Raw genomic sequence first — 21,419 nt, 5'->3', positions numbered from 1 at the left:
CTATCGGTTTCCGACCTTGTCGTATCGAACCTGCTTTTTTAGACCATCGCTCCTTACTTTCTTTGGGGCATGATCAGAAATGCTATCCTTATATTTTGTTTACTTGTCGGGCTGCGCACCACAGCACAGGTCAGATGGGATCTGGCTACCTGTATTGCATTTGCCAAAAAGAACAATATACAGGTCAATACCCAGCGCTACAATCAGCAAACAGCACAGCAGAACTATTACCTGTCTAAATCGGCCCAATTACCCAGTTTGTCCGGCTCTGCTACACAGTATTTTCAAAAGCACCTCAATATTGGATCTTATACTTTGAATACGGCACTCACCCTTTATGAAGGTGGCTACCTGCAAAAAGACATACAGCAGAAACAACTCTCCCTCGAGGCAGCAAATCAAAATGTACTGGCTACGGAGAATGATATCACGCTAAATATAATTCAATACTACCTCACTATATTATTGGATAAGGAAACCGCAGTATACCAGCAAAATGTAGTGAATACCTCAAAGGCACAGCTGCAACAAGGAGAGCAAAAGCTTGCTGTGGGAAGCGTGGCGCGAAAAGATGTCACCCAACTCAGATCGCAGTTAGCTAATGATGAATACAGCCTGATCTCTGCGGAGAATACCATCAAACAGGACCTGTTGTCACTAAAACAATTGTTACAATTACCCACCGAAGTGCAGTTTGAAATTGCTACACCAGATACGATCATTTCGAAAAGTGAAGTTCCTTCACTGGCAGCGGTACAGGAGTATGCATTAAATAACCGTCCGGAAGTAAAAGAAAACCAGTTACAAATTCAGGTGGCGCAGTTGGGACTTGCTAAAGCGAAGGCGGGTTATTATCCTACGCTGAGTGTGAGCGGCACAATTGGGAGTAGTTATTTCAATGATATTTCCGGGTTGGGAAATGGCTTTTATAAGCAGGCAGGCATTTCATTATCAGTTCCCATCTTTTCTAAAAGGCAAAACAAGACCAATATAGAAAATGCAAAGATCAATATTGGTCAGGCAAAGATCAATCTGAATGATACAAAGACGACACTGGCCGCTAATATTGAAAAATACTACCTGAATGCGATCAATGCACAGAGCCAGTTTTCAGCAGCAGAACAGGCTTTCAAATACAATGAAGAGGTGTATAATATCGCAAACCAGGAACTGGCATTAGGCGTGTCTAATATGGTAGAATACCTGCAGCAAAAAGAATTGTATATACAGGCACTGCAACAGTTTATACAGGCAAAATACAATGCCGCACTGACGATAAAAATTTACGAATTCTATTATAATCAACAATGAAATACAACGCTGTATTGACGATAAGAATTTACAAATTCTATTATAATCAAAAACGAAATACAACAATGCACTGACGATAAGAATTTACAAATTCTATTATAATCAAAAACGAAATACAACGCTATATTGGCAATCAAAATTTACGAATTCTATTATAATCAAAAATGAAAAAGACCCTTACAATAGCATCCCTCCTTATTGCAGCAATTGCCTGTACGGCATTGCTCATCAGCCGTAAAAAACCGCGTATCGTGCTCCCGGTAGAACAGGCAACTTATGGCAGCATCTCCCAGTCTGTTACCGCTACCGGCACCATCGCACCACTGGATACAGTATCTGTAGGCACACAGGTTTCGGGTATTATCAGCATGATCAATGCAGATTTTAATTCTGTAGTACACAAAGGTCAGTTACTCGCGCAACTGGATAAATCATTACTCCAGGCTACAGTAGATCAGAATATGGCAGCGTTGGCCACACAGCAAAGTACACTGGCTTATAATAAAAGTAATTTCCATAGACAGGAGATCCTGTACAATACCGGTTCTATCAGCAAGGCAGATTACGACATCGCATTAAACAATTACAATGCAGCAATAGCGGGCGTTGCCAATGCAGAAGCCACATTACGGTCAGCACAAAAGAACCTTTCTTATGGAGATATCCTGGCACCTATTGACGGCGTGGTGCTTAGCAGGAATGTGAGCATTGGTCAGACGGTAGCGTCCTCATTTACAACACCTACGTTATTTGTATTGGCAAAAGACATTAAGCAAATGCAGGTGCAGGCAGATGTAGACGAGGCAGACATCGGAGATATTCAAAAGGGAGAACGGGTGTCGTTTACAGTAGATGCTTATGTAGATGAGGTATTTAAAGGAACTATTTCAGATGTAAGGCTACAACCAAAGGTAAGTGCCAATGTGGTGACTTATACGACGATCATTTATGCACCTAATGATGAATTGAAATTGAAACCGGGCATGACAGCGAATATTACGATTTATACTAAAGAAGTACCGCGTGCTTTATTAATAAGCTCTAAAGCGTTGAACTACTATCCCGATTCGCTCACGACTACCCAATACAAAATAAAACCACAGGTACATAAAGACAAGTGCCGCTACGTATGGATCAAGCGAGGTGATTCCCTGATCGAAACGATGGTTCAGACGGGGCTGGATGATAATACACATGTACAGGTTATGGCAGGTATCAGTCCAAAAGATTCAATTATTACGAAATGAAAACAATATTAAATCTTCAGGAGATAAAACGTGAATTCCAGATGGGCACAGAAATAGTGAGAGCGTTAAAAGGCGTGTCATTCACTGTACAGGAAGGAGAATTCGTGACCATCATGGGGAGTAGCGGTTCTGGCAAAACAACGTTATTGAATACATTGGGTTGCCTTGACAAACCCAGTTCGGGTGATTATTTACTGGATGAAGTAAACATTGCTTCACTCAATCGGAATGAACTGGCCAGACTCAGAAATGAAAAGATAGGGTTTGTATTTCAGGCATATAATCTGCTGCCACGTACATCTGCATTGGAGAATGTAGAGTTGCCCTTGTTTTATAATAAAAAGATCACTCCTACGGAAAGAAAAGAAAGAGCGATTGCGGCATTGGAGGCCGTAAAACTAGGCAACCGGCTACATCATATGCCCAGCGAACTATCCGGCGGGCAACAGCAGCGGGTAGCGATAGCAAGGGCATTGGTAAATGAACCGGTAATGATATTGGCGGATGAAGCGACAGGGAACCTGGATTCAAGGACTTCTTATGAGATCATGTCATTGATGCAGGAATTGAACCAGGTGCAGAAGAAGACAATTGTATTTGTGACACATGAGCCGGATATAGCGGGGTTTAGTAGCAGAACGATTGTTTTAAAAGATGGGAAAGTGATGAAGGATACGGCAAATTCATTGGTACAAAATGCAAGGGCAGTGCTGGCGGCATTGCCAGTAAGTGAAGACTATTAACAGCTTTCAGGTAAAATCCTCAATCGCATTTTCCTGTAACTAAAGATGATTAGCATTTCAGAGTTCTCATTCGCTTTACCCGTAACCGAAAACTATTAAATCTTCCAACATGCTCAAACTCGCTCTCAAAGCGCTACAGCGCAATAAGCTCCGCTCCCTCCTCACTATGCTCGGCGTCATCATCGGCGTAGCAGCCGTGATCACCATCGGGGCCCTCGGCGAAGCTTCCAAAATCAACATCCATCAATCTCTATCATCCCTCGGCTCTCACCTTATCATCATCCTTCCCAACAGCTCCGATGCCGGCGGTGCCCGTCTACAGGGGGCTAACATCGCTACCCTTACCATCAAAGACATCGAAACCATCCAACAGGAAGCCACCCTCATCACCGGTATCTCTCCCGATGTCCAATCCCGGGGCCAGGCCATCAATGGCTCTCTCAACTGGCCCACAACAGTTGAAGGTGTAAATGAACAATTCCTCGCTATTAAAAATATGCGTATCAAAGATGGTATTCCTTTTTCAGAAAGGGATGTGCGTACCTATGCAAAGGTGTGTCTTCTTGGTCAGACGGTCGTAGACAACATCTTTCCCAAAGGCACAAACCCCATCGGCAAAACCATCCGCTTTAACAAGATCCCATTTAAAGTAATTGGGATCATTGCTAAAAAAGGTCAGAACACCTTCGGCCAGGATCAGGATGATATGATCATTGCACCATATACCACCGTGCAAAAGAGGATCACTGCTACGAATTATTTTGGCAGTATCTTCGCCTCTGCCAAATCAGAAGCCCTTTCCTTTCCTGCTTCTGCCGAGTTATCAAATATTCTCCGCTCCGCACACCGTCTTGGCAGAAATACAGAGAATGACTTCGTGATCAAAACACAGGCTGAATTGATTCAAACTGTCGGCAATGTCACCGGGTTATTAACTATCTTACTGACAGCTATCGCAGGCATATCGCTGCTCATAGGCGGTATAGGCATTATGAACATCATGTACGTCTCCGTCACCGAACGTACCCGTGAAATAGGCCTGCGCATGAGCATCGGTGCCAGGGGAATTGACATCCTTCAGCAGTTCTTAATGGAGGCGGTACTCATCAGTCTCGCAGGTGGCATCATTGGTATCTTAATAGGAGAAGGACTATCTTTATTAGTGGTCCACATATTAGGCTGGCCACCTGTTGTCAGTCAGACATCCATTTTATTATCTTTTACGGTTTGCTCTTTCATAGGCATCTTCTTCGGCTACTACCCTGCTCAAAAGGCATCCCGCTTAGACCCTATCGAAGCACTCCGGTATGAATAAGTGAAAGCCCGGCATTATACCGGGCTTTCACTTATATTCTGCCATCTATTACCTGGCATCTATTTTCTTACTGAAATAATACTTTGCAACACCACCAACGTCATTACTAATATCAGCCACACATAAAAAGAAAAATTCACAACCTTCCCTTCTCCCAAAAACAAAAAGGCCATAATAATCCCATAAACCGGCCCCAGGTTAAAACTCAGGTTGACTGTAAATGCAGGAATCCACATCCTGAATAGCCTAAATAGCCATCCCCGTTGTTCCACTGGCATCCATCTTCACGGGCGGATTTTGCATCCTGATCAACCGGATCGCAAAACCTACTCCTATCACCGCCATACAAGCCCCTACCACCACCGGATACGTAAATCCATATCCCATTACAATCGGCAACCCACCCAGGAACGCACCCAGGGAATTCCCGATATTAAAGGCTGCCTGTATCAGCGCGGCACCCAGCATTTCTGAGTCGCCAGAAGTATTGATCATCAATATCTGTATCGGCGCAGCAATCATCATAGACAATGCCCCCGTCAGGAAAGTCAGGACTAATGATATGAACTGGTTCCCGGAAAAGTAATGGATCGCCAGCAAGTTAACAGCCATACACAACAAGAGACCGGCACAGGTATATACAGGCTGAAAACGATCAGCCAGTTTACCACCGATCAGGTTACCTACAATCATCCCAAAACCGGCCAATACCATGATCCAGGATACACTATCAGGTGAGAAACGGGATACTTCCGTCATCAACGGAGAAATATAACTGATCCAGGCAAACATGCCGCCGGTGCCTACAGCAGTGATTGCAATCACCAACCATGCCTGTGGGTTCTTTACTATTTCCATTTCCCTTTTTGGATCGGCGTTTTCATTTGCCGGCAAGGCAGGTAACCACAATTTGATAGCTACCAGTGTGATCAAACCAATCACTGCCACCAGTCCAAATGTATACCTCCACAGCAGGTGGTGGCCTATCCATGTACCGATCGGCACCATCACGAGGTTGGCAATCGTCAGTCCGGAGAACATCACCGCAATCGCCTGGGCCTGCTTACCTTTATCTGCCAGTCTGCTGGCTACTACTGAACCTACACCAAAGAAAGCCCCATGTGGTAAACCCGCAAAAAACCGGGCCATGAGTAGTGTGAAAGGGCTGGGTGAGAATGCAGATAAAGCATTGAACACAGTGAAAATCAACATTAACGAAAGTAAAATCTTCTTAGGAGGGTGCTTTACACTTAGCATAACCAGCAAGGGTGCTCCTACAACAACGCCCAGTGCATAGGCTGAGATGAGGTGGCCAGCTTCAGGGATTGTGATGTGCAGGTCACTGGCAATATCCTGCAAAAGCCCCATCATTACAAATTCAGTTGTTCCAATTCCTAAACCGCCCAGCAGTAAGGGCAATAAACTCTTTTTCATATGGTTGGCGACGCAATAAAAGACGATCAGGGTGCAAAATTAGGAGTTTTTTTGTCTTGAGGGTATATATTTTATTTATAGGTATATTGCGTGATTATACGAATTCGTTTACTAACTATTCCTTTGAAAAAATCAATCTAATGTCTTTCAACTACGATACAGAAGCAAAAAAGCTGGCACCGATTTTTGACTTTATCATAGATGCTATTGAAAAGTATCCTCCTGAAGGCTGGACTCCTCAGAACATTAGCCAGACACTAAAATTCAACCGGGAAATGAAAGAGGATATCCTACAACCGGCTGCTGAATTCAGGAATGAAAAGAGTTTAAAGATCACGAAACGGAATATTCTGAATATGTTTCAGGAGGGTACAGGGAAATATGTCGAGTATTTTTGGGAGCAGGTGGAAAAGAATGGGATGTCGGAAGAGGTGGTGAGAGTTCATCCAATTGAGAGTATTTTGAAGAAAGGGAAGATATCGAATGCGGCAGAGTTGGAGATTGCGCAGGGGTATTTGAAGGGAGGAAAGGTGGATGCGGTGTTGAGTGAATATATAGAGAAATTTGAACAAAAGAAGAAGGGACGGAAAGCTTAGGCTTTCGTCCACTTGATACTAAGCCACATCACAAGTATAATTAGCAGGCAATCACTTAGGAGCCACCTCTTGCAGCTCCCAGTGAAATACCCTTGTATATTAATGTACCCATTAATACTGATTAAAAAATAGATAACCCCAACAAATACTACAACAATAGTATACGTTCATGCTAACAGAATATTCATCTTCTAAATTGTAACATCATGACACGAACAAACAAATGTCTTTCTCAGCAGGATCGATCTTTAAATGTAGCACCCACCAATCATATATCCATACTACTAATGTGTCATTATTTGAATATCTACTAATCCGGGGATGTTCAGGATGCATTAACACTATTTAACTATGCATTTTAAATCATCTGGCACGATACTGGCCTTATAACAATAGTTACTCACCAAAAAAGTTAAGGTTATGAAAGCGAAAATTGTTTTAATGCTGATGATCCTTTTTACCGGTGTTACAATGCAGGTATCTGCGCAATACCGTCACAGAGAAAAAGTAGTGGTAGTAAAGAACGTGCCCGGACATCCAAGAGTAGTGGCTTATCATGGAGTTAATTATCATTATACAGGTGGCAGGTATTACCGCCCCGTAAATGGAGGATATCAAAGATTAGCTGCACCGCCTGCAGGCCTCGCAGTAGATTTTGTACCGAGAGGTTATAAAGTGCGTGTACACAGAGGCGTTAGGTATTATCACAGAGGGAATGTATACTACAGAGAAGTAAGACCTCACTCTTACGTTGTGACCGAGAGACCTTGGTGAAAAATAACCGGCCGTCTGAGAAGGGGCCGGTTATTTTATTAGTACCTGGCATTATCTTTCCAGTATTATCTTTCCAGTATTATCTTTCCAGCATTACCTTTCCAGCATTACCTTTCCAGCATTACCTTTCCAGCATTACCTTTCCAGCATTACCTTTCCAGCATTTCCTTTCCAGCATTTCCTTCCCAACATTTCCTTCCCAACATTTCCTTCCCAACATTTCCTTCCTAACATTACCTTCCTAACATTACCTTTCCAACATTACCTTTCCAACATTTCCTTCCCAACATTACCTTCCTAACATTACCTTCCTAACATTACCTTCCTAACATTACCTTCCTAACATTACCTTCCTAACATTACCTTCCTAACATTACCTTCCTAACATTACCTTCCTAACATTACCTTCCTAACATTACCTTCCTAACATTACCTTCCTAACATTACCTTCCCAACATTTCCTTCCCAACAAATCCCTCCCCCCCCTACGGCACCACCTCTCCTTCTACCTGTATATGCATTTCCATCATCACCTAATCCATCACTCAGAACACCTATAAGCCGACATTTTAATACTCACACCACTTTCCCCGCTTACCCACAACACATGCACCTATACCCACCGCCTATAAGAGCATGAATTAATTACTATATTTGTATCATGACATTCAAAGATTATTGTGATCAATTTGAGACGATACTCAATAAAAAAGCCGAGGAGCAACCAGCACCATACGACAATCCTCACTACCTGAATTACACAAAACTAAACTGGACCAGAATGAACCGGTGGTTGAAAACCGGCAAACTCACAGATGCATTCAAAACTGCTATTCAAAATATAAACACATACCAGCACTGGATCATCATCACCGAACCATGGTGTGGCGATGCCGCACATAGCGTACCCTTCCTCGAAATGGCCAGTCATCTAAACCCACTCATAAAAGTCACTTATGAGTTAAGAGACAGCGAGCCCTTCAGAATAAATCAATACCTAACGAATAATGGAAAATCTATTCCAAAACTGATCATCCGCAATGCAGATGGATATGATCTTGCCACCTGGGGTCCCAGGCCAAAAGATTGCCAGGAAATGTATAAACGCCTCACAGCCGAAAAGGCTGACTTTGACACGGTTAAAATGGAGATTCAAAAGTGGTATAATGCGAATAAAGGACAGGATCTGCAAGAGGAAATGACGGAACTTCTAAAGTAAAGTTTTAAGATTTAAAAGCATTCGCTCTCTAAAAATTTACATCTTTTAACCCCCCCCCTGGACTATCCACTTTTATCACTTTTGGCCTACCTGCCTAATCCAGCATCTCCTTACATTTGCGTATGCCAAAAAACATCATCAGTATCCAAAGCCAGGTAGCCTCCGGCTACGTAGGCAATAACATTGCAGGGTTTGCCATCCAGCTCCATGGCATCGACCTTACCTTACTGCCTACCGTATTCTTATCCGCCCACACCGGTCACCCGGTGATCTTTGGCGAAGCCATCTCCCCTGCCTTACTATCCGACCTGGTAAAAGGCATCGGCGCCATCAACATCCCTGCTGACGCAGACTATCTCATCAGCGGCTTCTGTAACCTGCCCGAAAATATCGACATCATCGCCAATACCGCCCTCCAATACCCACACCTTAAATTCGTCTACGACCCTGTCTTCGGCGACTTCCACTCTGGCGGTCTCTATTTCGAAAAAGAAATCGCAACCTACTCCGTCAATCAACTATTACCACTCGCTCATACCCTCACTCCCAATCATTGGGAACTGGAATTTATTCTACAACAATCTTTCAAAACAATCAGCGAACTAAAAACCGCCATTCAGCAACACGACATCCTCAGAGATAAAACAATCGTTCTAACCAGTGCAAATCTGACCGATACGCCGCCGGATGTCATGGAAGTGATATTAATCCGGAAAGGAGAAACAACTCGCTTCTACGGGCCTAAAATCGCCCTGGAGACCACTGGCACCGGCGACCTGTTCACTGCCATCATTACCTCCCAGCTCACACTCGGAAAAAACATCGAACAAGCTATCCGCATTGCCATGGACTTCATCTATCACACACTCATTTACGTTCAGTCAGTCAATGAAAAAGAACTGAGTGCAGCTTCCCTCATGAAGCACCTGGACCTGCTAAAATAACAGACTATGCACATACACTTTATCATTCACGAGGCCTACGAAGCGCCTGGTGCATACCTCCTTTGGGCCAACGCGAGGGAGTACGATGTCACTTTCACGCACATCTACAAAGGACAATTGCCACTTGATCAGGCCAGTAATATCGACCTCCTCATCGTGATGGGAGGCCCGCAAAGCCCGTATACCCTGCCCACCGCAAAGGAAGAAATTCACCTGATACAGCAATGTATCAAGGCCAACAAAGCCGTGGTAGGCGCCTGTCTCGGTGCGCAACTCATCGGCGAAGCCCTTGGCGCCCGTTACGATCATAGTCCGCATAAAGAGATCGGCGTACTCCCTATCGAACTCACCAATGCCGGTATCAAAAGCGATATGATCGGTCACTTCGGTGCCATCCTCGATGTAGGTCACTGGCACTATGATATGCCCGGCCTGACAGATCAATGTAAAATACTGGCCAAAAGCAAAGCCTGTCCCCGCCAGATCATTGAATACTCACCACTGGTCTACGGCTTTCAATGCCACATGGAATTCACCCCCGAAGTAATGGACCTCCTCATTGCCAACAGTAACGAAGACGACATCCAAAACCCGGACGCTGACTTCTCTGATATGAACGACAAACTTTTCACCTTTTGCGACAAACTCATTGCAGCCTATGCAGGAAATAACAAATAACATCCAAACCGTTCACCAAAGGATCAGGAACGCCTGCCAAACCGCAGGCCGTGATGAAAAAGAGGTACGCCTACTCCTCGCTACCAAAACAGTCCCCCCGGAAAAAATCCGCATCGCCATTGAAGCCGGCGAAACCCTGATCGGTGAAAATAAAGTCCAGGAGTTCCGCAACAAGCACGATGCCCTGAAAGACCTGCGCATCGAACGCCATTTTATCGGACATTTGCAAACCAATAAGATCAAAGATGTCCTAAAATATGTAAGTTGCATCCAATCGCTGGACCGGTTGTCCATCGCACAGGAACTGGACAAACGCCTGCAAAGCGAAGGCCGCAGCCTCGACGTCTTCATACAGGTCAATACCTCTTATGAAGAAAGCAAATTCGGGGTGTCACCCGAAGATGTCGATGCTTTCATCAAAGCCATCCAAAAATTGGATACATTACATATCAAAGGCTTAATGACAATCGGTCTGCTGGATGTGGAAGTTGAAAAAATGCGCCCCTCTTTACGGTTATTAAGAACTATTAAAGAACGCATGGGCATGAATGACCTGCTACTTTCCATGGGTATGTCACAAGACCTGGAACCCGCCATTGCCGAAGGATCCAACATCGTACGTGTAGGTACCTCCATTTTCGGCAATCGCTTCTCAGGCAAGGAAATCTGGAATGAAAACGAAATTATATCATGAGCGTATACGACCTTACCATACAGGAAACGGTAAATGTTGATTTTGATGAGATCTTCTTTACACCTGAAAACAAAACGGCCCTGGCCCAGGTGATCAAAGAATACAAATACCTCGATGAGCTGAAAAAATACGGCTTACAGATCGACAATAAGATCCTCCTGCACGGGCAGTCCGGCTGCGGTAAAACCACGACTGCCAAAGCGATCGCCACTGCCCTGAAAAAGAAGATCACCATCGTAAACCTGAGTAACCTCGTATCGGCCCGTATCGGTGAGACTTCGAAAAATCTGAAGTCATTATTCGATCTTTCTGCCAGGCAAAAGTCTGTGCTCTTCCTCGATGAGTTTGACCTGATGGGTAAAACCCGTGACAATAATGAAGACAACGATGTAGGCGAGATGCGCCGGCTCGTGAACTCCCTCATCCAGGAAATAGATTACCTGCCTGCTGAGAGTCTGCTGATCTGCGCCACCAATCACTACGAAATGATCGATCCAGCCATCCTGCGCAGGTTTCAGTTAAAGATCAAATATGAATTACCTTCCGACAAAGACCTGGATGGTTACTATGATAAAATGCTGGCACCATTTCCCGCTCACCTGCAGGACCTGGAACGCAGATACGGTATCTCATACGCAGAAGTAAAGGACTACATTCATACCACCATGAAGAAACGCATCATCGCAGAACTGGAAACACACGAAAATCAATGATCATCGCAGAGGTAAAACCACCATGCTACGTCCCTGGAAATTAGAAATACAACTGGATCCGCAATCCGAAAAAGCGATCTATTTACAAATCGCTGATATCATCATTCAGGATATCCAGACCGGCCGGTTAAAAGCAGGCGATGCCCTGCCCAGTAGCCGCCAGCTGGCAGCAGATCTCAGCGTAAACAGGAATACCGTTGTCGATGCACTGAATGTGCTGATCAATGAAGGCTGGATCGAAGCAAAACCCCGCAAAGGCGCTTTCGTGGCCGATGTATTGCCCTCTCTCCAAACACGCAAACAGACCATTCACACTCCTGAAAACAAAGGCCATATCCATCTCTATTTTGATGACGGTTTCCCGGATAGCAAGATTGCCCCCGTGACAGAACTGGCCAGGGCCTACAGAAAAATATTCAATCAGAAAGCCCGGTGGCAGTTGATGGGCTATAACAATGAACTGGGAGATGAATCTTTTCGAAAAGTGGTCGCCCAGATGCTAAACCACCAACGCGGCATGCAGGTCACTGCAAGTGATATCTGCATCACAAGAGGAAGCCAGATGGCCACCTACCTCGCCGCACATTGCCTGCTATCTCCCGGTGACCAGGTAATTGTAGAAAGTCCCGGGTACCGCCCTGCCTGGAAAGCACTGGAAAATGCCGGCGCACAGCTGATCCCCATCGCCGTCGATAAGGAAGGCATTGTTATTGACGATATCATCTCCTGTCTGCAATCACACCAAAAGATCAAGGCGATTTACATCACGCCGCATCACCAATATCCTACCACCGTCACATTAAGTCTGCAACGCCGGCAAGCGCTGATACGGCTATCCAATGAATATGGTTGTACGATTGTGGAAGATGATTATGATAATGAATTCCACTTTGGATACCGCCCGGTATTACCACTGGCGAGTTTTGCGGAATTGAAGCATTACGCCTACATCGGCACCATGAGTAAGGTGGTGGCTCCTGCATTGCGTATCGGTTACCTCGTGTCAAACGATCGTGCAGTTATGAAAAAGGTAGCGGCCCTTCGCAAAATAATTGATGTACAGGGAGATGCCATGATGGAACAGGCTGTATTAGAACTGATCAATGATGGCACGATTAAAAAACATATCCGCAAGGCCACCCTCTTTTATAAGAACAAAAGAGATAAGACCCTGCAACTGCTGGAAAAATACCTGAAAGGAAAAGCAGATTATGAAGTACCCGAAGGCGGACTCGCATTCTGGATTGTGCCAAAACAAACCATCAACTGGCCAAAGGTTGCCACTGAACTTTTGGCGAAAGGTATTAAGATCAATACCCCTGATAACTATAGTGATGATGCTACCCTCAATGGATTCAGATTCGGATATGGCGCGCTTTCAGAAGTACAGCTGGAAGAAGGTATTAAGGCATTGTCAGCGTATATGCCCGGTATGAATAGATCATAGCATCCATTTGCTATGTACATCAGGGTTTGCGGATTGGACGAATATTCAGTGCCGCTCCCTGATAGGGCCCTTCCGGAGAATATACAATCACTGCAATACAGTTTTTTGCAGGATTCGTTTCAAATGCAATGCCATGTCCTGCATCCCATACTGTGCATTCTCCACCGTCTCCAGTATAAGTAGTCGTTTTCCTTAACTGGTACTTTGCATTTAATTCATCTATCGAAGATCCTACATGCAAACCATCTTCTGTTTTAAACGCAGGCGATGTCACCCTGATCTGTTTTACTTTGGCAATCGGATTGTTTCCATCCGGGTTACGGGCAGACAATATAGAAGTGGCATATGCACCTTTGTAATATATGGCGACTGCCTTCTGCATAGCCGCATCCCCATCATCTGGTTTTCCCAGCAATTTGATTACTGAGTCCATATTATCATTAATATGGGTATTCCCTATTGCTTTGCCCGGTACAATGAGGTAAGCTTCATTGGGTGCAACCGGGTCTGTAGAAGTTACGGGCACTGCTACAGGTGCTGGCGCAGCAGGGGCTGCTAAGGTGGAATCTTTTTCGGAAACGGCGCCAGGTTTTGAATTACATGCTGCCAGTATTAACAAGGCTAAAATGAGGTTCGTTTTCATACCTACCACCACATCAATTATTATTCCGGATTAAAAATGAGGATGTATCCTAAGTAACAGGAAGGCCATGAGAATTGCATGTACGAGGATGCTGTGACCCGAATAAAACATTCATGACTAAGGTAATTCACCAACGGGAATGAAAACCATTTACAAAGAAAAGGGGCCGTCACGATGACGCCCCCTTTTCTTATCCGAATACCTGACAGAAGTAGATAATGCTCAGTGCATTTATTACCCCCTCATTCTATTTTATTTAATGACTGTCACATTTCCTTTCAGTGTCAACTTCTCTCCACCACTTGCTTTTCTATAATTCACTATCCATAGATAAGTACCTTCCTCCACCAACATTCCTTTAAATCGTCCATCCCACCCGGTACCGGCATCTTTGGCGCTATAGATCAGCACACCCCAGCGATTGAACACACTCAGCTCATAATCGATCATGGTGCCGCTCACGCCCGGTTTGAAGTAGTCGTTATTTCCATCTCCATTTGGTGTAAATGCATTCACCGTCACAGGTTGCTCATTACAAGTCTTGTAATTGACTGTAATACCTTCCGTTATTGAACCACATTCATTATAAATAGTCGCTGTATAATAACCGGTCTTTGTTACCACATACCAGGAAGTGGTTGAGCCATCCTGCCACTTAATACTATTACCTGTACCCGTGCTTACTTTTAGTGTCAGTGCCTCACCTTCGCAAATGGTTGTATCATTACCAAGTCTGAATGTACCTATACCCGCTACCGTTACATTGATACTATCAGAAGATGTCAGGTTACAGTATTTGTCCAGCACCGTCACGATATATTTACCAGGTGTGTTTACTTCCCTGATCGGATCGGTCGTACCATCATTCCACAGGTAAGAGATGACATTCTCATTTGTTGCATTCAGTATCACAGAACCTCCTGCACAAATATCCTTATCTACGCCCAGATCCAGTCCTACATCTCCCTTGTTGGTCACGCTCACTGTATCTGTCACCACACAACTATTCTTTGTTACTGTCACCCAGTAATCACCAGGTCTCGATACGCTGATGGTATTTGTGAGTGATCCATCTGACCATACCGCAGTACCTCCGTCCGGTTCTACTTCCAATGTTACGCTCTGACCAGCACATACCGCAGTATCTGCAGTCAATGTGATAGCTGGCGGCGTGGCTACATTCACGGTTGCATCATCTGTCACGGTACAGCCGTTCAGGGATACTTCCACATTATATGTACCAGTGGTATTGACTGTAATAGAAGGGCCGGTATCACCGGTGCTCCATGCGTAGGTAGCACCCTGTATATAAGCGTTCAGTTTTACGGAGCTGCCTTCACAGATAGTAGTATCACGGATCGTTACGGTAGGCGGATTATTGATAGTTACTTTGATAGAATCTGTTGCCGCACAACCACTGTTGGTCACTGTTGCATAGTAAGTACCACCTGCAGCCACCGTGATCTGTTGTGTAGTGACCCCTGTACTCCATACGATACCGTATCCGTTGCTGGCATTGTCTGCACCTGCATCCAGGGTAATTGTATTCCCTGTACAGATCGCAGTATCATTCCCCAGGTTCACTGTCGGCTTTTCTACATAACGCAGGTTGTAAGTCACCGGATCAGAAACACACCCCGTTACGCCGTCTGTTACCACAAACGTAGCCATTGTAGCACCATTCAGGTCGAACACATTGCTGGTTTGCGTGAGTGGCGCAGTAACTGCGCTGGCCGGAGTTACACTTTGCAGCGTGAATTTAGGTTTGTTGACCTTATTCAACAGCAGCAGTGCAAATTTCGAATTGTCAGAACAGTTCACAGGCATGGTCGTATCCAGCTGTGGTTTCGGACATGGGGTGACGGTGATCACCTGCACTTTTTCGATCGCTGCATTCCCACATGCATCGGTTACATTCCATCTTCTCGTGATGGTATAACCATTACATACATCCACTGTATAAGGATCTGTGGTCATGGTAGCGCGCTTAGGGAAGTTCGCATCGCAATTATCAGTTGCATACAGGGTAGCTTCTGCAGGGATGGTACCTCCACAGGATACGATGGCATCCGCAGGAGCTGTACCAATCACCGGCCTGGTAGTATCCTGTACCGTGATCGTTTGTTTCCATGTATTAGTATTACCACATTCATCTTTCGCAATCCATGTTCTGATCAGCTGGTAGTTGCTCGCGCAGGCACCGCTGATGGTTGCTTTGGATTGAGAATAGCTGATCTTCACGGTACTACAATTATCTATAGCCACTACATTGGATGGTGTAGCTGGTACAGCATCACAGTTCACCGTTGTATCACCCGGAGGCGCTACGGTAAATACTGGTCTGGTGGTATCCTGTACGGTGATCACCTGTTTCATTGTAGCTGTGTTACCACAACCATCTGTCGCTGTCCAGGTACGTGTCAGGCGATAATTGCCGGCACAGGTAGTGCTCAGGAATACTTTGGTCTGGTTCACGGATACTGTCACATTCGCCGTACAATTATCAGTTGCAGTTACGGTTGAAACAGCAGGCACCTGGTCACAATTCACAGTAGTATCTCTCAGCATGACAGAGAAGACTGGTTTCGTTGTATCTACCACTGTGATGATCTGTTTCAGGGCGGAAATATTACCACAGGCATCTATCGCCGTCCATGTACGGGTGATCTGGTAGGTATTGGTACAGGAGCTGCCAGAAATATTCTGCCGGGTATCTACAGGCGTTACCGTAATGGTCCCTGCCGTACAATTGTCTGTAGCGGTCATGGTTGCTGCGGCAGGCAGCTTGTCACAATCCACCGTAATATTCGCCGGTGCGGTACCATCGAACACAGGGCCGGTGGTATCCTTCACGGTGATAGTTTGTTTCAGGGTATCGCCTGGATTACCACAATTATCTACCGCTACCCATTTACGGATCAGGTAATAATTATTTGTACACTGACCAGCCATGTCTACCCTTTGCTCAATTGGCGCTACAGTAAATGTACCGGAGCAGAGATCATTTGCAGTCAGGGAGACTGTTGCCGGAATGTTATCACAGCTGACCGTCACATTTGCAGGGGCGGTCGTTGTGAACACCGGTCCGGTTGTATCCTTCACAGTAATTGTTTGCTGTGCGGTAGCAGTCAGCCCACAACGATCTACCGCTGTCCAGGTACGCATAATGATTGTGGTACAGACATCTGGTGTAGTCGTATTATCTGTGTAGGTAACGGTCAGTGGTTCATTTGTATAGGGTGCATGACTGAACACCGGTGTGCCAAAGAGCGTGGTGTAGTCATTGCCCGGCATACAGCTGGCATTGGTAGATGCCGGCACGGATACTACTACCGGTGGTGTAGAGATGCGTTGCAGTTTTACGACATTACTGATAGAGCTACCACTACAACCAGAGGTCACTACCCTTCTGAACCAGATGGTATCGGCAGAGAGGGCAGCAGGTGTATAAGCAGCTGTAGTGCCACCGGTACCTGTAGTCACGTTGTAGAAACCGGTGGTCGCATTCGTAGTGCTCATCTGCCACTGGTAAGCGTAGGTACCATCGCCACCGCTTACGGTGGTAGTACCCGTGAGGGTAGCCGGTGTTTCGGATGCACACAGCACCTGGTTGGCAGAGATGGCATTACCCAATACCCCACCAATATTGCTTAAGGTAACAGTTGCAGGATTACCTGTACAGGAGCCATTGGTCAGGACCCACTGTAAGGTAGCGGTCGTATTTACTAATACAATAACACTGGCAGTTGGGTTGTGCAGGTCAGCAGCGGCAATAGTAGCCGTACCACTGAGTACAGACCAGGTACCCTGGTAAACAGATGTCGCAGCCGCCATGTGGAAGAGCGAATCGTTACAATGGGTCTGGGCAGCGCCGGCATTGGCATCTTCAGGCATAGCATAGTTGCGCAGGAAGGTGCTGTCAGCGCTTGTACACAAGCCATTCGTTGCATTCCAGATCACAGTCGCCGTATCGCCTGCTGGCAGTGTGATGGTCGCGGTTGGACTGGTGGCATCGCTCACTGTAGCCGCAGTACCTGGCAGGAAACTCCAGTTACCGGTACCTGTTGCTGACATGACGAACGATGTATTATTACATTGACTGATGGTGTCTACACCTTTATTAATTGTACCCGGCAATGCATAGTTGGCAATGGTTACATCATCTGAAGTAACACATGCACCATTGGTAATGGTCCATGTCAGGGTGACCGTATTACCCGGTTTAATATATACCGTAGTCGTGTTACTGGTGGTATCGGTAATTCTTGCAGTACCGCTGGCTACAGTCCATGCACCCGTTGCGGTAGCGATGGATGGAGCATTGGCATTCATCACAAAAACAGAGTCACTACAATGACTTGCATCAGCACCCGCATCGGCATCAGCTGGTTTGTCATACACGGTGACGATACCGCTTGCGCAGTTAGAACCTGCACAGGTAGCTGTACCTTCTGCTCTTACATAATAAGTAGTAGTCGCAGTAACCGGTACTGTGATGGTAGTGCCGGTACCTATTGCGGTACCTGTACCACAACCGCCTGCATACCATACCCAACTGGCTGCGTCTGTACCATCTGCATTCTTCGCCAGACTACCGCCTTCTACTTTCAGCGTAGTGGTACCGCTTTGGCAGATGATCGGGGAACCTACGGTTACGCCTGTAGGGTCTACAGAACCAGATTGAACATTTACAGTAAAAGGAATGGTGTTTGTACAACCCAGACTATCATTGCTGATGGTCAGCTGGAAAGTATATGTACCTGCCGGCGTCGTTGTCGGTATGCTTACCGCAACCGGCCATGCAGTGATTGCCGTAGTCGGTACTGCCGTAAACCCAATCATCGTACTGGTGATCGCATAATAGGTGGGACCACCGGTGATCGCCGAAGGGTTCAGATCAAACGTACCTGAAGCTGCACAGGTAGTAACAGGACTCACAGTCGCTGTTGGTATATCTTTATAATGTAAGGTGATTGTATCATAGGTAATACCACATGCTGCCTTGTTCGAAATGCTCCATTGTAATACTACGTCCTGGTAATTACCTGCAGGTATTGTGACAGTCGTATTATAAGCATTCGTATCAGCGATGGTAGCTGTACCGGACAATATGGTCCAGGTTCCCGTTTCTTCGAATTCTTCTGTGAGGTCTACATTCGGCTCATTGGCCGCCATTGTAAATACATTGGCAGTACCACACTGTGTCATGGCGCTATCTACATAAGCACGTGTTCCTTCAGACATCCAGGTAAGGGTATCATAAGCATAACCGATACATGCAGCATTGCTGCTGGCCGTCACTTTCCATTGCAGGTATACAGTGGTACCAACATTGGTCAGTGTTACAGTCGCTTTCGGGTTCTTCTTATTCATGCTCACGTAATCATCAAAATTGATATCGCCGGTTGCCCCTGAAATACCGGGGCCTTCGATACCGATGATCTGCCAGGCGCCTGTAGTACCTGTTAACTGCGTGCGGTTCATCGTGAAGGTACCCGTTGAATTGTTGGAAACACAAGCAAACTGACTTGTACCGGCATCAGGTACAGGGATCTCAGTGAGATGCAGGTAGAACGGCGCCGACGTAACCTCACAACTACTCTGCACAACCCTTACAGAGAACACGCTATCTGCTATGGTTTCTGTATTGTAGACCATAGAAGTCTGACCTGTAAAGTCGGAAAGCAGCTGACCGGAACCTGGTACACCTTTGTACCAGAAAATAGAATCTGCGGTAGTACCCAGGATCTCATTCACAGATAATGTGACTCTGCTACCCACACACAATGTAGTGGCAGAAGCTCCGATCTCCACGATTGGTTCATCATCTACTTTGATAGACGCGCTGTTTGAGTCCACACAGGTCTTGCCACCGTCTACCCCATAATATACATAACCATATACGGTGATAGAAGTATCGCGTACCAATGTAATAGAACGGGTCGGACCTACATAAGTCGTATCGCTCCATTTAAATTCATCAAAGCCACCTGATGCCTGCAGGTCGACAGTAGCACCCGCACATACCTGGCTCTTGGTGAGCGTCAGTTGCGGCATAGGCAGGATGGTGAGTTTCACAGATGAAGATGGCGCGGCACAGGTTTCGGAAGAAGAACCATTTTCGAAGATGCGCACACGGAAGTAGTAATCAGCGGCAACATCTTTAGTGCCGGTGAGTTCGCCCTCAGCGATGACAAGTGTATCATTGGTAGCGGTACCATATGGTACGTCGAACCAGGTGACACCACCATCGTCAGACATTTCCCATTGGTACTCAGCATTTGAAAAATAAGTTGCAGGGGTATAAGAAGAAGTCAGGATAGTAGGTGCACCTTCACACAATACTTCTCTCAGGCTCTCGGAATTACCTTCGATGGATGCAGTGATGACAGGGCTACAATAGGTAAATTCAATATCGTCGATGGCGATGTTATTGCCACAACCACCGGGATAGCTATTCTTAATGCGTACAATCACATCGGTCACACTGGTAGGTACAGTAAACGTACCGCCATATCGCTGCCATTGTCTGCCAGCAAGATTCATAGATACGGCATAAGTTTTAAACTCTCCTAATACCTGGCTGGTATTGGCCGCATTCAGGATCTGGAAGGTGACACCGGCATATTTATAATCCGGACAGTTCTTGGTAAGGGTAATGGAACTATCTACATTGATGAGCCATGCACTGAAATTGTATACAGCACCTCTACAAAGACCCGTCACTTCTTTGGAGAAGAAGGTACGTGTATCCCCATCGGCATTGGCAACCAGCATACCACCTCGGTTACTACCCGTATGATCGGATGTGGTGATCCAGTCTGCCGCCCAATGCGTAGTGTTGGAAATAGCGTAGCCGTTTGTAGCCATACCGATTGTAGAAGAACCATCGTAGGTATACGTGATCGCAGTTGACGGAGAATATTCTTTCTTACCGGCATTACTGGCAAGCGTGCCAAAGTCTTCAGAGAAACCTGGCATAGTCGCGTTGCCACCATTACAGGTGGGCATAGTACAGTCTATAGCCACCAGTGTATCACTTTTTGTGTACACGGTACCATTGCTGTAGGTCATACTTGCCGTAAAGATATAGGTACCAGCGTTGAGAAACTGGAGCGTGAGCGCGTTCGATGTGAGCTGATTAGTCTTGATCGTAGACGTGCTTGACGAGTACAGGATCGAATAGTCAACATCGGTGCCGCCGGGTGTTTGGATGGTCCAGACAGTACTGCCGGTTTGTCCGCTCGCAAGGTAAGCAGTGATACTCGTAAACTTAGCCTGATCGGATGTCCCATTGTTGGTAGACATGCAGACAGTATCAGGAATATTCATGTAAATAGTTTGTGCGCTGACAATTTCAGAGAACACACACAGACAAGCAAATAAAAGCAAAAACCTTTTCATCTTCAATTAATTAAGTGAAACACAACAATGCCAGCCGCATTAGTTAATTTGGGATAAGGCGTCCGGGATGATATAATCCGGGAAGATGAAAAAGTCCTTGTTCCTTCGAAAACAAGGAAAGGTGTATTTTTTAATCATAGGCAGGGAATGCTGGATAATCGTTCAAATTTAACAGGAAATCATTGTATTTAATAATTTTTATATGTTATATTTTAAGCATTCATAGGCTAAAAGCCAGTAACTGCCTCATCTATACA

At 45.6% G+C, this 21,419-nt stretch carries 15 protein-coding genes; 12 read left to right on the top strand and 3 right to left on the bottom strand.

The features are described from left to right. Window positions 1–69: 69 nt before the first annotated feature. The 4 genes from SIO70_RS19425 (at window position 70) to SIO70_RS19410 (ending at window position 4,616) form a co-directional block, all read left to right on the top strand. On the top strand, window positions 70–1,311 hold the full coding sequence (locus SIO70_RS19425; RefSeq protein WP_320573458.1) for a TolC family protein: 1,242 nt from the start codon (window positions 70–72) through the stop codon (window positions 1,309–1,311). A gap of 164 nt (window positions 1,312–1,475) precedes the next feature. Then, entirely contained in the window at window positions 1,476–2,558 is a 1,083-nt protein-coding gene (locus SIO70_RS19420; RefSeq protein WP_320573456.1) for an efflux RND transporter periplasmic adaptor subunit, read from the top strand. Continuing rightward, window positions 2,555–3,301, top strand: coding sequence for an ABC transporter ATP-binding protein (locus SIO70_RS19415; protein ID WP_320573454.1), 747 nt, complete (start codon window positions 2,555–2,557; stop codon window positions 3,299–3,301). Before SIO70_RS19420 ends, SIO70_RS19415 begins: the two co-directional genes overlap by 4 nt. 109 nt (window positions 3,302–3,410) lie before the next feature. Beyond that, window positions 3,411–4,616, top strand: a complete 1,206-nt coding sequence (locus tag SIO70_RS19410) for an ABC transporter permease (protein ID WP_320573452.1) — start codon at window positions 3,411–3,413, stop codon at window positions 4,614–4,616. Window positions 4,617–4,862: 246 nt separating this feature from the next. On the opposite strand, the gene SIO70_RS19405 is transcribed toward SIO70_RS19410, so the two are convergent. Then, window positions 4,863–6,050 (bottom strand): MFS transporter, encoded by a 1,188-nt coding sequence (locus SIO70_RS19405; protein ID WP_320573449.1) that lies wholly within the window; start codon window positions 6,048–6,050, stop codon window positions 4,863–4,865. A gap of 140 nt (window positions 6,051–6,190) precedes the next feature. On the opposite strand from SIO70_RS19405, the gene SIO70_RS19400 reads away from it, so the two are divergent. From SIO70_RS19400 to SIO70_RS19365, 8 genes are all read left to right on the top strand, one after another. Beyond that, a complete protein-coding gene (locus tag SIO70_RS19400) occupies window positions 6,191–6,646 on the top strand; it encodes a hypothetical protein (RefSeq protein ID WP_320573447.1) in 456 nt (151 codons plus the stop codon). Between the two features lie 420 nt (window positions 6,647–7,066). Beyond that, window positions 7,067–7,420, top strand: a complete 354-nt coding sequence (locus SIO70_RS19395; RefSeq protein ID WP_320573446.1) for a DUF6515 family protein — start codon at window positions 7,067–7,069, stop codon at window positions 7,418–7,420. Window positions 7,421–8,081: 661 nt separating this feature from the next. Beyond that, window positions 8,082–8,639 carry a thioredoxin family protein gene (locus tag SIO70_RS19390; RefSeq protein ID WP_320573442.1) on the top strand — a complete coding sequence of 186 codons (558 nt, stop codon included), beginning with the start codon at window positions 8,082–8,084 and terminating at the stop codon, window positions 8,637–8,639. A gap of 122 nt (window positions 8,640–8,761) precedes the next feature. Next, window positions 8,762–9,583 (top strand): pyridoxal kinase, encoded by an 822-nt coding sequence (locus SIO70_RS19385; protein ID WP_320573440.1) that lies wholly within the window; start codon window positions 8,762–8,764, stop codon window positions 9,581–9,583. A gap of 6 nt (window positions 9,584–9,589) precedes the next feature. Beyond that, window positions 9,590–10,261 carry a glutamine amidotransferase-related protein gene (locus SIO70_RS19380; RefSeq protein ID WP_320573438.1) on the top strand — a complete coding sequence of 224 codons (672 nt, stop codon included), beginning with the start codon at window positions 9,590–9,592 and terminating at the stop codon, window positions 10,259–10,261. Continuing rightward, on the top strand, window positions 10,242–10,955 hold the full coding sequence (locus SIO70_RS19375; protein WP_320573436.1) for a YggS family pyridoxal phosphate-dependent enzyme: 714 nt from the start codon (window positions 10,242–10,244) through the stop codon (window positions 10,953–10,955). The genes SIO70_RS19380 and SIO70_RS19375 overlap by 20 nt, the downstream gene beginning before the upstream one ends. Then, window positions 10,952–11,668 carry an ATP-binding protein gene (locus SIO70_RS19370; protein ID WP_320573434.1) on the top strand — a complete coding sequence of 239 codons (717 nt, stop codon included), beginning with the start codon at window positions 10,952–10,954 and terminating at the stop codon, window positions 11,666–11,668. Before SIO70_RS19375 ends, SIO70_RS19370 begins: the two co-directional genes overlap by 4 nt. Before the next feature lie 22 nt (window positions 11,669–11,690). Beyond that, window positions 11,691–13,115, top strand: a complete 1,425-nt coding sequence (locus SIO70_RS19365; protein ID WP_320573431.1) for a PLP-dependent aminotransferase family protein — start codon at window positions 11,691–11,693, stop codon at window positions 13,113–13,115. A gap of 19 nt (window positions 13,116–13,134) precedes the next feature. Here SIO70_RS19365 and SIO70_RS19360 read toward each other — a convergent pair whose 3' ends face one another. Next, entirely contained in the window at window positions 13,135–13,758 is a 624-nt protein-coding gene (locus SIO70_RS19360; RefSeq protein ID WP_320573430.1) for a hypothetical protein, read from the bottom strand. 252 nt (window positions 13,759–14,010) lie between these two features. After that, window positions 14,011–21,162: a gliding motility-associated C-terminal domain-containing protein gene (locus tag SIO70_RS19355; protein ID WP_320573428.1), complete on the bottom strand. Its 7,152-nt coding sequence runs from the start codon at window positions 21,160–21,162 to the stop codon at window positions 14,011–14,013. Window positions 21,163–21,419: the final 257 nt, after the last annotated feature.

Origin of the sequence: Chitinophaga sancti (assembly GCF_034087045.1) — a bacterium.
GTDB lineage: Bacteria > Bacteroidota > Bacteroidia > Chitinophagales > Chitinophagaceae > Chitinophaga > Chitinophaga sancti_B.
Note: the sequence above shows the minus strand (reverse complement) of the source record. Positions and strands in the feature narration are given on the sequence as shown.

What these genes read in the sequence shown, in the direction of transcription:
- SIO70_RS19385 (WP_320573440.1), top strand. Translation starts at nt 8,762, where the DNA reads ATGCCAAAAAACATCATCAGTATCCAAAGCCAGGTAGCCTCCGGCTAC.
- SIO70_RS19395 (WP_320573446.1), top strand. Translation starts at nt 7,067, where the DNA reads ATGAAAGCGAAAATTGTTTTAATGCTGATGATCCTTTTTACCGGTGTT.
- SIO70_RS19410 (WP_320573452.1), top strand. Translation starts at nt 3,411, where the DNA reads ATGCTCAAACTCGCTCTCAAAGCGCTACAGCGCAATAAGCTCCGCTCC.
- SIO70_RS19360 (WP_320573430.1), bottom strand. Translation starts at nt 13,758, where the DNA reads ATGAAAACGAACCTCATTTTAGCCTTGTTAATACTGGCAGCATGTAAT.
- SIO70_RS19380 (WP_320573438.1), top strand. Translation starts at nt 9,590, where the DNA reads ATGCACATACACTTTATCATTCACGAGGCCTACGAAGCGCCTGGTGCA.
- SIO70_RS19425 (WP_320573458.1), top strand. Translation starts at nt 70, where the DNA reads ATGATCAGAAATGCTATCCTTATATTTTGTTTACTTGTCGGGCTGCGC.
- SIO70_RS19405 (WP_320573449.1), bottom strand. Translation starts at nt 6,050, where the DNA reads ATGAAAAAGAGTTTATTGCCCTTACTGCTGGGCGGTTTAGGAATTGGA.
- SIO70_RS19420 (WP_320573456.1), top strand. Translation starts at nt 1,476, where the DNA reads ATGAAAAAGACCCTTACAATAGCATCCCTCCTTATTGCAGCAATTGCC.
- SIO70_RS19370 (WP_320573434.1), top strand. Translation starts at nt 10,952, where the DNA reads ATGAGCGTATACGACCTTACCATACAGGAAACGGTAAATGTTGATTTT.
- SIO70_RS19355 (WP_320573428.1), bottom strand. Translation starts at nt 21,162, where the DNA reads ATGAAAAGGTTTTTGCTTTTATTTGCTTGTCTGTGTGTGTTCTCTGAA.
- SIO70_RS19375 (WP_320573436.1), top strand. Translation starts at nt 10,242, where the DNA reads ATGCAGGAAATAACAAATAACATCCAAACCGTTCACCAAAGGATCAGG.
- SIO70_RS19415 (WP_320573454.1), top strand. Translation starts at nt 2,555, where the DNA reads ATGAAAACAATATTAAATCTTCAGGAGATAAAACGTGAATTCCAGATG.
- SIO70_RS19365 (WP_320573431.1), top strand. Translation starts at nt 11,691, where the DNA reads ATGCTACGTCCCTGGAAATTAGAAATACAACTGGATCCGCAATCCGAA.
- SIO70_RS19390 (WP_320573442.1), top strand. Translation starts at nt 8,082, where the DNA reads ATGACATTCAAAGATTATTGTGATCAATTTGAGACGATACTCAATAAA.
- SIO70_RS19400 (WP_320573447.1), top strand. Translation starts at nt 6,191, where the DNA reads ATGTCTTTCAACTACGATACAGAAGCAAAAAAGCTGGCACCGATTTTT.